The organism is Streptomyces sp. NPDC006733, assembly GCF_040636125.1.
In the GTDB taxonomy this organism is placed as follows: domain Bacteria; phylum Actinomycetota; class Actinomycetes; order Streptomycetales; family Streptomycetaceae; genus Actinacidiphila.
On record NZ_JBEYJD010000006.1, the window covers coordinates 167166 to 179634 of the forward strand.

Annotated in this window: 9 protein-coding genes; all 9 read right to left on the bottom strand. The window is 71.7% G+C overall.

Going from position 1 to position 12469, the window contains the following annotated elements; genetic code table 11:
• Positions 1-4: 4 nt before the first annotated feature.
• Positions 5-2623 carry a tetratricopeptide repeat protein gene (locus tag ABZ721_RS08250; RefSeq protein ID WP_358787831.1) on the bottom strand — a complete coding sequence of 873 codons (2619 nt, stop codon included), beginning with the start codon at positions 2621-2623 and terminating at the stop codon, positions 5-7.
• 127 nt (positions 2624-2750) lie between these two features.
• Positions 2751-4022 carry a hypothetical protein gene (locus ABZ721_RS08255; protein ID WP_358787832.1) on the bottom strand — a complete coding sequence of 424 codons (1272 nt, stop codon included), beginning with the start codon at positions 4020-4022 and terminating at the stop codon, positions 2751-2753.
• 139 nt (positions 4023-4161) lie between these two features.
• Entirely contained in the window at positions 4162-5157 is a 996-nt protein-coding gene (locus ABZ721_RS08260) for a glutamate ABC transporter substrate-binding protein (protein WP_358787833.1), read from the bottom strand.
• A 50-nt stretch (positions 5158-5207) separates the two neighbouring features.
• On the bottom strand, positions 5208-6587 hold the full coding sequence (locus tag ABZ721_RS08265) for a hypothetical protein (RefSeq protein WP_358787785.1): 1380 nt from the start codon (positions 6585-6587) through the stop codon (positions 5208-5210).
• Between the two features lie 351 nt (positions 6588-6938).
• Positions 6939-7937, bottom strand: coding sequence for a BadF/BadG/BcrA/BcrD ATPase family protein (locus tag ABZ721_RS08270; RefSeq protein WP_358787786.1), 999 nt, complete (start codon positions 7935-7937; stop codon positions 6939-6941).
• On the bottom strand, positions 7928-9190 hold the full coding sequence (locus ABZ721_RS08275) for a 6-phospho-beta-glucosidase (RefSeq protein ID WP_358787787.1): 1263 nt from the start codon (positions 9188-9190) through the stop codon (positions 7928-7930). Before ABZ721_RS08275 ends, ABZ721_RS08270 begins: the two co-directional genes overlap by 10 nt.
• Positions 9187-10092, bottom strand: coding sequence for a carbohydrate ABC transporter permease (locus tag ABZ721_RS08280; protein WP_358787788.1), 906 nt, complete (start codon positions 10090-10092; stop codon positions 9187-9189). Before ABZ721_RS08280 ends, ABZ721_RS08275 begins: the two co-directional genes overlap by 4 nt.
• 5 nt (positions 10093-10097) lie before the next feature.
• Positions 10098-11045 (bottom strand): sugar ABC transporter permease, encoded by a 948-nt coding sequence (locus ABZ721_RS08285; protein WP_358787789.1) that lies wholly within the window; start codon positions 11043-11045, stop codon positions 10098-10100.
• The gene (locus ABZ721_RS08290; protein ID WP_358787790.1) at positions 11045-12373 is read right to left on the bottom strand and encodes an extracellular solute-binding protein; all 1329 of its coding nucleotides are present in this window, start codon (positions 12371-12373) and stop codon (positions 11045-11047) included. The genes ABZ721_RS08285 and ABZ721_RS08290 overlap by 1 nt, the downstream gene beginning before the upstream one ends.
• Between the last annotated feature and the right edge of the window lie 96 nt (positions 12374-12469).

Sequence of the window (12469 nt, forward strand, 5' to 3'; positions counted from 1 at the left end):
TCGGTTACACCCACGTCCGGGGGCGGAAACGGTTGGCCCGCTCCACCAGTTCGATCCTCGTGCGGTCCTTCTGGGCCAGCCGGGCGAGTACCCGGTAGGAGCGCTCCAGGCCGAAGCGCAGCCCCCGTTCGTCCAGGGCGCTGCCCAGCAGCGCCGGACGGGCGCCGACGGCGGAGGGCGAACCCTGCCCGCCCGCCAGCACCCAGTCGAGCGCGCTGCCGAGCACCTCGGTGGACAACTGCTCGCGCCGGTCGGCGTCGAGGCCCTGCTGCTGCAGCTGCTCGACCTGCCGGCCGGCGGCCAGCAGGTCGTCCAGCAGCGGCTCCTGCGGGGACCGGTCGCGCAGCCTGGCCTTGATCGCCGCGACCCGAGCCGCCGTGAAGTGGATGGACGCCTCGGGCACCGACTCCAGCACCTGGACGGCGCCGGGCCGGTCGCCCGCCGCCAGCCGCACCCGGGCCAGCCCGAACGCGGCGCTGACGTAGCTGTGGTCGGTGGTCCACACCAGGCGGTAGTACTCGGTCGCGTTGTCCAGCTGGCCGAGCACCTCGGCGCAGATGCCCAGCGCGAGCTTGGGCGCGGACTCGCCGGGGAACGCGTCGTAGACCGCGTCGAAGGAGAGCGCGGCCGTCTCGTGGTCGCCGGTGCTCAGCGCGGTCAGGCCGCGGTGCCAGACGACGCGCCAGTCCTCCAGGTCGTCGTCGGCCAGGCCCTGCAGCACGGACAGCGCGCCGGCGCCGTCGCCCAGTTCGAGGCGGGCCCGCAGATCGCGCAGCCGCCGCTCGACCGAGTCGACGGGCGAGGACTGCAGCGCGGCGATCAGTTCGGTGGGCGCCGCGGACGACAGGCCCGCCAGGAAGCCGGCGTTGGGGTCCGACGGGTCCACGTGCGGTACGGGCAGCGCCAGTACGGCCGCGGGCGCGTCCAGCCGGGTGATCGACGGGAAGACGGATCCGGGGGCCTGGACCACCGCACCGGAACCGCCTGCCGGGGTGACGGGCACCCCGACGACGGTCGCGCTGTACGGGACGGGGGCGCCGGGGGACAGCGCGGGAGCGCCCGGCCCACCCGCCGGGAGCGGCTGCCCGCCGCCGAGCTGGGGGCCGCCCGCCTGCTGCCCGGCCTGCTGGGGGCCGCCCTGCGCCGGGATGAGGACGGGCGGTGCGCCGTTCGCCCCGCCCGCCGCACCGGCCTTGCGGCCGCGGCCGGCGCCGAGCCGCGACGCGTCGCCGGGCAGCGGCCGCACCAACTCCGTGTCCACCACCCGGATCTCCGGCCCGAACAGCGTGGACAGTGCGGGCCGCGGCTTGCCGGTCTCCAGCGCGACGACCTCGCGCAGCACGCCCAGCAGCTGGTCCGACATCTCCTCCGCCGACGCGAAGCGCTTGTCCGGGTCCGGGTCGGTGGCACGCACCAGCAGCCGGTAGAAGGACTCGTAGCGGGAGAAGACGTCGATGTTGTCGGGGTCGGGCAGGCTGTCGGCGAAGACGTTGGTGTAGCCCTGGAAGTCGAAGGTCAGCACGGCCAGCGTACGCGCGACCGTGTACAGGTCGGAGGCGACGGACGGGCCCAGCTCCGCGACCTCGGGGGCCTGGTAGCCGACCGTGCCGTAGATGGCGCTGTCGTTGTCGTCCATCCGGCGGACCGCGCCCATGTCGATCAGTTCGAGGCGGTCCTCCTGCTGGATCGCGTTGTCGACCTTGAAGTCGCAGTAGAGCAGGTTGCGGCTGTGCAGGTAGCCGAGCGCGTCCAGCGCCTCGATGGCGTACGCGATGGCCGTCGCCACCGGCAGCGGCTCCCGCTTGCCGTCGGCGCCGCGCCGCTCGTTGGCGATCTCCTTGAGCGACTTGCCGCCGACGTACGCCATCACGATGTAGCCGTCGAGGGTGCCCGACCGCTGGTCCAGGTGCTCGACGAAGTTGTAGATGCGGACGATGTTCGGGTGCTCGATCTCGGCGAGGAACCGCCGCTCGGAGACGGCCGCGGCCAGCGCGTCCTCGTCCCCGGTGTCCAGCAGGCCCTTGAGCACCACCCAGCGGTCGGAGACCGCGCGGTCCACCGCCAGGTAGATCCAGCCCAGCCCGCCGTGCGCCAGGCACCCCACGACCTCGTACTGCCCGCGCACCACGTCGCCCGCCCGCAGCTTCGGCGAGAAGGAGTACGGGTGGCCGCACTTGGTGCAGAAGCCCTCCGTGCGGCCCGGCTTGTCACCGCGGCTGCGTCCCACCGGCGCCCCGCAGTCGCCCCTGCTGCAGTACCGCTTGCGCTCGGGGACCTGCGGGTTCTCCAGGACGGCCGCCGCCGGGTCCGGTCGCGGGATGGGCGGTACGGAGACCAGCCCGGCGCCCAGCTTGCCGCGCGTCGAACCGCTGCCGGCGCTGCGCGAGCTGCGCACCGACACCGAGCGGCCGCCGGTCGAGCCGCTCAGGGCGCGCGACAGCCGGCCCGACACCGAGCGGCGCGAGGAGCGGGAGGAGGACCGGGAGGAGCGCGAGGAGTGCGCCGAGGCGCGCCCCGAGTCGGCGCCGCCCCCGGCGGCCGACCGCGCCGAGCCGCTCGCCGGCGCGACGGCGGCCACCGGCGCCAGCCCGCAGGTGTCGCAGTACAGCTCGCCGCCACCCATGTCCTCCAGAGCCCCGCCGCAGCCGGGCCGTTGGCATGTGCTCACGGTGTCCCCCCTCGTTCACTCGCGCGGCCGTCCGACGGCCGCCCAGCCCTCTTCGGTGATCCCGTCATCCGATGGTCCCGCATCAGCCGTCCCGCCTGTCCGCGGGCTGCGACCGCTGGGCCGGCCGCGGCGTCAGCGTCTCCGCCACCGCCTGCTGGTAGCGCAGCACCGTCGACTCCGCGGCCCGCAGGTCGCACGGCGCGCTCCACAGCATGCGGCGCGCCTGGTCGTACCGCTCGATCAGCAGCGGGTCCTCCGCCATGCCGTGCCGCGCCACCTTCGCGCGGTAGGCGTCCAGCCGGCCGCGCAGCTCCGCGCGGACCGCGAGCGGGGCCGTCACCGCCGTCAGGGACTCGCGGGCCCGCAGCAGCTCGTCCTCCGCCTGCTGCTCCAATCCGTCCAGCAGCGGCGACAGCCGGTGCCACTGGCCTGTCCTGCGGTACTCGTCGGCCGTCGCCAGCCGCTCGTGCAGCGCCGACGAGGGGCCGCTGACCGCCGGGACCTCCGACGCCGCGATCTTCGACAGCACCTCGACGCGCGCGCTGCGCGCCTCGGTCAGCGTCCGGTCCGCCCGCGACAGCACGTCCCGCAGGTGCAGCAGCCGCTGGTCGGCGTCGTCGCTGACGTGCAGCACGGCGTCCACCTCGCGGCGCAGCTCCTCCAGCCGCCGCCCGGCCTGCTCGTAGCGGGTGATGTCCGCACGGCCCGGCTTCGGCTCCGGCAGCCAGAACGCCAGCGGGTCGGAGACCACCTGCGCGCGCAGCGCCGCCAGGTCCTCGATGAGCCGCTCCAGCTCGTCCCCCGAGGGGTGGGCGCCGGGGCGCACCCCCACCGAGTGCGCCAGCGAACGGACCCGCTGCACGTCCGCGGCGAGCAGGTCGATCCGGGCGGGCAGCGCGGACCAGACCGAGTCGGCGGCGGCGACCGTCGCCATGGCCTGCTCGTACCAGCCGTTCATCCGGTCCAGCAGCTGCTCCATGCTGAACCGCTCGGTGAGCAGGGCCGGACCCGTCAGACCGCGTGCCGCGTCCGGGACCGCGGCGCCCGACACCGAGACGCCGTTGCCGCGCAGCAGCTCGGTGAGCGCGTTCAGGTCCGTCTGGGTCGGCCAGCGGCGGCGGCCGCGCAGCTCGCGCGCGGTGTTCAGGGCCGCGGTGTACGCCTCGAAGTGCGACCAGAGCAGGGTGATCGCCGAGTCCGTGCGCGCCCAGCGCTCCTTCGTGACGCCGGTCAGCTCGGCACCTTCGAGCAGCCTGCGGCCGGAGTGGTCCTGCAGCGCGAGCAGCGAGGACTCGATCGCCTCGTGGTCCGCGCCGAGCCGCGCCAGGGCACGGTCGACCTCCTCCCGGCCCATCACCGGCCCGGACGGTCCCTCCTCCGACCTCCGGCTGGGAGGTGCGCCCTCCGCCATCGAACCTTCTTTCCCGTAACCGGCACGTCGTGTGCGGAGCTCAGTCCTGCTGAGCCGGCCCCCGTGGGCCGGCCCCGGTGGCTCAGTTCCTGTAGAGCGGCGCCGGCGGACCCGTCACGTCCGGCAGCTTCGCGGCCAGCCAGTGACGGTACGCCTGCATCCACGGGCTGTTGGCGCCACCGGCCCGGTAGTCCTCCAGCACCTTGTTGACGCGGGCCACCAGGTCGGTGTCCTGGAGGTTCATCGCCACCCCGTACGGCTCGGCGGTGACCTTCTGGCCGATGAGGTGGACCGACGGGTCCTGGGCGGCCTGCCCGGCGGCCAGCGCGTTGTCGGTGAACACCGCGTCCACCAGGTTCAGTTGCAGCCGCACCAGGCAGTCCAGCTGGTTCGGCACCAGGACGACCTTGGCGCCGTGCGACTCCTCCTTCAGCTTGGCCTCGCCCGTCGAGCCCTTCGCCGTGCAGACCGTCCGCCCGTTCAGCGAGTTGTCGAACCCGGTGACCGAGGTGCCCTGCAGCGGGACCAGGAGCTGCTGCCCGGCCTCGAAGTACGCCGTGGAGAAGGCCACGTCCTTCAGGCGCGAGCAGTTGATGGTCATGGTGCGCACCACCATGTCCACCTTCCCCGCCTTGATCATGGGGATGCGCTGATCCGTCGGCACCGTCAGGTACTGGACCTTCTCCGGGTCGCCGAGGATGTCCTTCGCTATGGCCCGCACCAGGTCGATGTCGAAGCCGGTGATCCGGCCGGTGGCCGGGTCGCGGAACCCCCACAGGTAGCTGTTCTGGTCCACGCCGACGACGAGCTTGCCGTGCTCCTTGATCCGCCGGACGGCGGCACCGTCCACCGTCGACGGCCGCTGCCCGCTGGCCTCCGGCTGCTCGCAGGTGTCCTCCGTGGAGGCGTACTGGGCCGTCAGGACGCCCCCGGGCGCCGCCGGACCCCCGTCGTCCGCCGCGCCCGTGCCGCGCAGCGGGACCGCCACCGCGGAGACGACCAGCGCGCAGGCCGCCGCCATCCCCGCGACCCCGCCCCACCCGCGCCAGCTGCGGCGCGTCCGCCGCGTCCGCGGCATCTCCTCGCCCATGGTCCGCTTCCCTCCACCGGCCTGGCCGGTCACGCCGGTCACCGGTACTCCGACAGCCGGCGTCCGATACCGAGCGCGGCACCGGCCGCCGCCAGCACGGCCAGCAGGGCGGCACCCACCGGAAGCCCGGTCAGCGCCCCGCGGCCGTCGTTCGCGGCCTGTACGAATTCCTGCTGCTCGTGGTCGACGGCCTTGCGCAGGCTGGCGTCCACCACGTCGAAGCACTGGCCGGTGGTCGCGGTGACCACCTCGCCCTGCTGGTTCTTGCCGCCGATCACCGCGGCGACGGCGTCCTGGTAGTTGCCGCCGTTGTCGCTGGCGCGCGCCGCGGTGTGCCGGCCCCGCCAGGCCTGCACGCCCTTGATCGCGTCATTGACCGGGGCGCGCCCCGCCTCGTCGTCCGCGAGCGCCAGCGCCTGCGCCATCTCGCCGCCGACGCCCTTCGGGTCCTTGCCCGCCAGCGTCGACATGCCGCCCTGGAAGTTCGTCTCGTACGACGCGCCCGAACCGCGCGCCACCAGGGTCAGGTTCTCGTCACCGCGCGCCTGGAGGACCCCGATCCGGGCGCTGTTGAGCACCTGCAGCGACTTCGCCCCGTGGTCGTACGAGGTGTCGAGCTGCGAGGCGGCCACCGTGTGGCCCACCACCGCCCACAGCAGGACCACCACGGACGCGGCGCTCGCCGCCAGCATCCCCTGGTTGAAGACCCGGTTCGTACGACGGTACGACCGGCGCTGCGCCCACAGCAGGGCGCCGAGCGCCACCACCCCGAGCGTCCAGGCCAACCACGGAAGTTCCTTGGCGGAGCCGTAGTCCTCGCCCAGCCGGGCCGTCTCCGCCTTGTACAGCTTGTCGGCGGTGTCCAGCAGCCCGCCGTCCTGACGCATCAGCTCGTTGGCGTACCGCAGGTGGGCGCCGCCCACCGGGAAGCCCTGCCGGTTGTTGGCACCGGCCCGCGCCACTTCCTCCGTGTACCCCTTGAGCTGCTGGTTGAGCAGCGAGATCTGCTCCAGGGTCTTCGACGACCCCTGCGCGTTGCCCGCCGCCTCGGCGATCAGCTGCGACGCCGTCCGCAGGTCCTGGTCGTACCGGTCCGTGACCGACTTCGGCTGCTGGCCCCCGATGAGGAAGCCGCCGGAGGCCGTGGTGTCCGCGTCCGCCAGCGAACGGTAGATCTCCGCGGCCTTGGCGCTCAGCGGGGCGCTGTGGTTGACCACGTCGCTCGCCGCCGACGCCCGGTCGGTGATCTGCCAGGCCGTCACCGCGCCGAACGCGACCACCAGCACGGCCAGCACCGCGCCGATGATCCGCAGCCGGCCCGGCTCGGTCGTCGCCGCCGCGCGCAGCCGGTCCGTGCCCTCGCTCCAGGCCCGCCGCCGCGGTGGCGGGGGCGGCGGCGGTACGACCGGCGGCCTCACGGGCGGCTCGGGAGCACGCGGCGCGGGCGGGGCACCGTAGCCCTGCGCGGCCGGGTTCCCGCTCCCCGTCGGCGTGTGTGTCACTGATCCTCCCCCGGAACAACTCCCCTGCGCACGGAAGTCGAACTCATCGCCAGCAGTATGGCCGTAGGCGGTGTCATCCACCTAGGGATTGCGTGGATCTTGCGCGAACTGCCCGCAATGCGGCTCTGCCGTACGAACTTCACCCGTATCCCATCACGTCCTGGACCCCTGTTCGGTTCCGGGGCGACCGCCAAAAACCGGACGGACCCCGGTGACGGGCCCGCCCGGCTCGGTGCGGCGGCCGCGCGCGGTGCGCGCGCACGACGGCTACGCGTAGTGCGCGCGCACCCTCGCGTGGACGTCGAACTCCGCACCCACGTGGTCCAGGCCGAGCAGCGCCGCGCCCAGCACCGGCGCCGCGCTCACCACCCGCGTCACGGCCTTCGGCGCGCGCAGTGCCAGCCGCTCCGCGATGGCGTCCATCAGCGTCGGGTTGCCCGCCGCCATGACACCCCCGCCGAGCACCACGTCCACCTCCTCGTCCAGCAGCCCCAACCGCCCCAGGGCCACGCTCGCCAGCGCGACGATCTCGTCCGCCTGCCGGCTGACGATCTCCCGCGCCACCGCGTCCCCCGCGTCCGCGGTGCGGAACAGCACCGGCGTCAGCTCGTACTTGCGCGACGGCGCGATGTGCTCCAGGTGCAGCGCCTCGATCAGCGCGTACATCGAGGAGAGCCCGAAGTGCGCGGGCAGCGCGGTGGCCAGCTCGGTGGGACCGCCCCGGCCGTCCTCGGCCCGCGCGGCGTGGAACAGGGCCTCCTCCGCAAGACCCGATCCACCGCCCCAGTCACCGGAGATCTTGCCGATCGCCGGGAACCGGGCGGTCCTGCCGTCCGGCAGCATGCCGACGCAGTTGATCCCCGCGCCGCACACCACCGCCACCCCCCGCGGCTCGTCGACGCCGGCCCGCAGTATCGCGAACGTGTCGTTGGCGACCCGCGTGCTGCGGCTCCACCCCCGGGCGTGCACCGCCAGTTCCAGTTGCTGCTCCTCCACCGGCAGGTCGGCGTTGGCCAGGCAGGCCGAGGTGTGCTCGGTCAGCGGGCGGTCGCCGGGGTCCAGGCCGGCGGCGGCCGCGGCGCCGGCGACGATCGCCGCCAGCGACGCGATCGCCGAGTCGATACCGACGACCGGCGGTTGGAAGCCGCCGCCGCGGGCGGTGCCGAGCACCGTCCCGTCGGCGGCCACGATCGCCACGTCGGTCTTGCTGTTGCCCGCGTCGATGGCGAGGACGCCACCCGGCACGAGCGGTTCGTTCAGGCCCACGCCAGGTGCTCCCGGTTGTGCGCGATGAGACTGTCGGTGAGCGCCTCGGCGTACTCGTACTGGCCGATGAGCGGGTGCGACAGCAGTGCCTTGAAGACCCGGTCCCGGCCGCCGTGCAGGGCGGCCTGCAGCGCGAGGTCCTCGTAGGCGGTGACGTTGGCGATCAGGCCCGCGTACAGCGGGTCCAGCGGGGCGACGGGCAGCGGGGAGGTCCCCTTGCCGTCCACCGTCGCCGGGACCTCGATCACCGCGTCGTCCGGGAGGAACGGCAGGGTCCCGTTGTTGTACGTGTTGACGACCTGGATGTCGCCGGTGTTCCGCAGCAGGGAGGAGGCCAGGGCCACCGCCGCCTCGGAGTAGAAGGCGCCGCCGCGCTTGGAGAGCAGCTCAGGCTTCTCGTCCAGCGTCGGGTCGCCGTACATCGTCAGCAGCTGCTTCTCCATCTCGGCGACCTCGGCCGCCCGTGACGGCTTGGTGCCCAGCTCGCGGACGACCTCGTCGTGCGCGTAGAAGTACCGCAGGTAGTACGAGGGGACGACGCCGAGCCGGTCCAGGATCACCCGCGGCAGCTTGAGGTCCGCGGCGATGGCGTCGCCGTGCTCCGCGAGCAGCTTCGGCAGCAGGTCCTCGCCGCCGGGGCCGCCCAGGCGCACCCCGCGCTCCCACGTGAGGTGGTTGAGGCCGACGTGGTCCAGGTGGACCTGGTCCGGGGCCACGTCGAGGAACGCGGCGAACTTGCGCTGGAAGCCGATCGCGACGTTGCACAGGCCGACGGCCTTGTGGCCGGCCTGCAGCAGGGCGCGGGTCACGATGCCGACCGGGTTGGTGAAGTCGATGATCCACGCGTCGGGCGCGGCCCTGCGGACCCGCTCGGCGATGTCGAGCACCACCGGGACGGTGCGCAGCGCCTTGGCGAGGCCGCCGGCCCCGGTGGTCTCCTGGCCGACGCAGCCGCACTCCAGCGGCCAGGTCTCGTCCTGGTTGCGCGCGGCCTGCCCGCCGATGCGCAGCTGCAGCAGCACCGCGTCGGCGCCGGCGACGCCGGCCTCCAGGTTCGCGGTGGTGGTGATCTTTCCGGGATGCCCCTGCTTGGCGAAGATCCGCCGCGCGAGCCCGCCGACGAGCTCGAGCCGGTCGGCCGCCGGATCGACGAGCACCAGCTCCTCGATCGGCAGCGTGTCCCGCAGCCGCGCGAACCCGTCGATGAGCTCGGGGGTGTACGTCGACCCTCCGCCGACAACTGCCAGTTTCATCCCTTGACTCCAGTCAGGGTCACGCCTTCGATGAAGGCCTTTTGGGCGAAGAAGAAGACCACGATCACGGGCGCCATCACCAGAATGGTGGCTGCCATCGTGAGGTTCCAGTTGGTGTGGTGGGCGCCCTTGAACGATTCGAGGCCGTAGCTGAGGGTCCAGGCGGCCGAGTTGGAGCTGGCGTAGATCTGCGGGCCGAAGTAGTCGTTCCAGCAGTAGAAGAACTGGAACAGCGCGACGGCGGCGATGGCCGGCTTGATCATCGGCACGATCACCGTGAGGAGCGTGCGGAGTTCGCCGCAGCCGTCGACCTTGGCGGCCTCCGTGTACTCCTTCGGGATCGTCAGCAGGAACTGGCGCAGCAGGAAGATGGTGAACGCGTCGCCGAACGCCATCGGGATGATGAGCGGGTACAGGGTCCCGTCCATGCCCATCTGCCGGGTCCAGAAGAGGTACATCGGGATGATGATGACCTGCGGCGGCAGCATCATCGTCGAGATGACCAGCACCATCATCAGGTTGCGGCCGCGGAAGCGGAACTTCGCGAGCGCGTAGGCGACGGGCAGGCTGGAGACGACGGTCAGCACCGTGCCGGAGACCGCGTACACCAGGGTGTTGCGCCACCAGGTCAGGAAGCCCGGGGTGTCCCAGACCTGACGGAAGTTGCTCCACTGCCAGTCGTGCGGCCACAGGTCGCGGCTGAGCGCCTGGTTGTCGCTCATCACGGCGGTCAGGAAGACGAAGACGAACGGCAGGACGAAGAAGAGCGCCGCGGCGATGCCGAGCGAGTGCACGGCGATCCAGTGCAGGACGTCCTTGCGCCGGGCGGTCTTCCGGGCCGCCGCCGCCGAGGGGTGCGGGGCCCGGTGCTGGGCCGGCGGGGCGAGAGTCGCTTGGGTCATGTGGATCAGTCCTCCGCCGACAGGAAGCCGTTGCGGCGTCGCATGAGCAGCGCCGTGAACGCCATCGCCAGGACGAAGAGCACCAGTGCGATCACGCAGGCGGAGCCGTAGTCGAAGCGCTGGAAGCCCAGGTTGTACACGAGCTGGGGCAGGGTCAGGGTCGACTTGTCCGGGTAACCGGGTTCGAGCTGCTGGCCCGAGTTGCCGATGATGCCGGAGGCGATCTTCCCCGCGACCAGGGGCTGCGTGTAGTACTGCATGGTCTGGATCACGCCGGTGACCACCGCGAACATGATGATCGGCGAGATGTTGGGCAGCGTCACGAAACGGAACCGCGCCCACGCGCCGGCCCCGTCCAGCTCGGCGGCCTCGTACTGGTCCTTGGGCACGTCCAGCAGTGCGGCCATGAAGATGACCATGAGGTCACCGATGCCCCACACCGCCAGGATGGTCAGCGCGGGCTTGGACCACGCCGGGTCGGTGAACCAGCCGGTGGTCGGTATGCCGACCGATTCCAGGATGTGGTTGACCGGACCGGTGCCGGGGTTGAGCAGGAAGACGAACGCCATGGTCGCGGCGACCGGCGGGGCGAGGTACGGCAGGTAGAACGCCGTCCGGAAGAAGCCCGCGCCGGTCTTGATCTTGGTGATCAGCAGACCGATGCCGAGTCCGAAGACCACCCGCAGCGTCACCATGACCACGACCAGCCACAGGGTGTTGCGCAGCGACGGCCAGAACAGCGGGTAGTCGTTGAAGACGTACGACCAGTTCTTGAAGCCGGCGAACGTCGGCGCGTTGAACCCGTCGTAGTTCATGAAGGAGAAGAAGACGGTCGACAGCAGCGGGTAGACGAAGAAGACGCTGAAGCCGATGATCCACGGCGAGATGAAGCCGAGGGTCCGGAGAGCTGATTTCCTGCGCTTCGCCTTGAGCAGGGGGTGGATGGCGGTCATCACTTGGCCTGCGCGATGTCCTTGTCGACCTGGACGTCGACACCCCGCAGACCGGCCTGGACGTCCGTCTTCTTGCCGGACTCGAAGGCGTAGCCGAAGTCCTGCAGCGTCACCTGGTAGGCGCCGCCGTTGACGCTCGCCGGGGTGGTGTTGCTGTACTGGTTCTGGGCGATGTCCAGGAAGACCTTCGGGACGCCGTTCAGCTCGGGCGACTTCTGCGCCTCGAACGTGGACGGCACGTTGTGGATCGCGTTGGCGAAGGAGACGACGGCCTTGGTGTCGGTGGTCATGAACTTGACCAGCTCCCAGGAGGCGTTCTTCTTGGTGCTGGTGTTGGAGACGCCGACGATGGTGCCGGAGAGGTAGCCGCGGCCGTAGGTGTCCTTCTGGTCGTCCGGGACCGGGAACGGCGCGACGGCGAGGTCGGCGGCGGCGCCCGAGTCCTTGGCCATGCCCAGGCGCCATTCACCGTCGATGCCCATGGCGACCTGGCCGGTGTGCAGCGGGTTCTTGGCGCCGAACTCGTCACCGAAGGTGTTGCGGTACTTCTCCAGCTTGTCGAAGCCGCCCAGCGACGTCACCAGGTCGCGCTGCCAGGTGAACATCTCCGCGAAGCCCTTGTCCTTGGACAGCTGGGCCTTGCCGCTGGCGTCGAAGTACTTGGCGCCCCACTGGGCGGCGAGGTGGCCGGGGGTGGACTCGTAGCCGTGGAAGTTGGGCATGAAGCCCAGCTGGGAGTACGAGGATCCGGTGGACTTCGTCAGCTTGATGGCGTCGGCCTTGAACTCCGACATGGTCTTCGGCGGACCGGCGATTCCGGCGTCCTTGAAGGCCTTCTGGTTGTAGTAGAGGCCGAAGGCGTCGCCGAGCAGCGGCAGGGTGCAGCGCTTGCCCTGGAACTGGGTGTACTCCAGCATCGGCTTCGGGAAGACCTTGACCGGGTCGATGTTGTCCTTCTTCAGGAACGGCGCCAGGTCGGCGAACGCGTTCGAGGAGCAGAACTTGCCGACGTTGTCGGTGGTGAAGGACGACACGACGTCGGGGGCGGTCGCGCCGCCGGCCCGCAGCGCCTGGTTGATCTTGTCGTCGGTGATGTTGGCCTGCACCTTGACGTGGATGTTCGGGTGCGCCTTCTCGAAGCGGGCGACGTTGTCGTTGATCGCCTTGAGCTCGTTGGGCGCGGTCCACCCGTGCCAGAAGGTGATGGTGACGTCCTTGGTGGCGTCATCGTTCGCCTGGGTGGTGCTCTGGCCGGTACAGGCGCCGGCCAGCAGGGTGATCGCGGCCGTGGCCGCGACGGCGGCGGCCACCTTCTTGGTACGGGACACTGCGCTTCCTCCGGGGGATGAGAGGGGTCGGTGAGGCGGGAGAAGGGTGTGCGGAGCCAACGGGCCGGCCATCGGGGCCGGTCCGGAGCGGGTGAC

Coding starts and splice junctions, on each gene's coding strand:
- ABZ721_RS08280 (WP_358787788.1), bottom strand. CDS start 10,092: ATGACCCAAGCGACTCTCGCCCCGCCGGCCCAGCACCGGGCCCCGCAC.
- ABZ721_RS08285 (WP_358787789.1), bottom strand. CDS start 11,045: ATGACCGCCATCCACCCCCTGCTCAAGGCGAAGCGCAGGAAATCAGCT.
- ABZ721_RS08250 (WP_358787831.1), bottom strand. CDS start 2,623: ATGGGTGGCGGCGAGCTGTACTGCGACACCTGCGGGCTGGCGCCGGTG.
- ABZ721_RS08255 (WP_358787832.1), bottom strand. CDS start 4,022: ATGGGCCGGGAGGAGGTCGACCGTGCCCTGGCGCGGCTCGGCGCGGAC.
- ABZ721_RS08260 (WP_358787833.1), bottom strand. CDS start 5,157: ATGCCGCGGACGCGGCGGACGCGCCGCAGCTGGCGCGGGTGGGGCGGG.
- ABZ721_RS08275 (WP_358787787.1), bottom strand. CDS start 9,190: ATGAAACTGGCAGTTGTCGGCGGAGGGTCGACGTACACCCCCGAGCTC.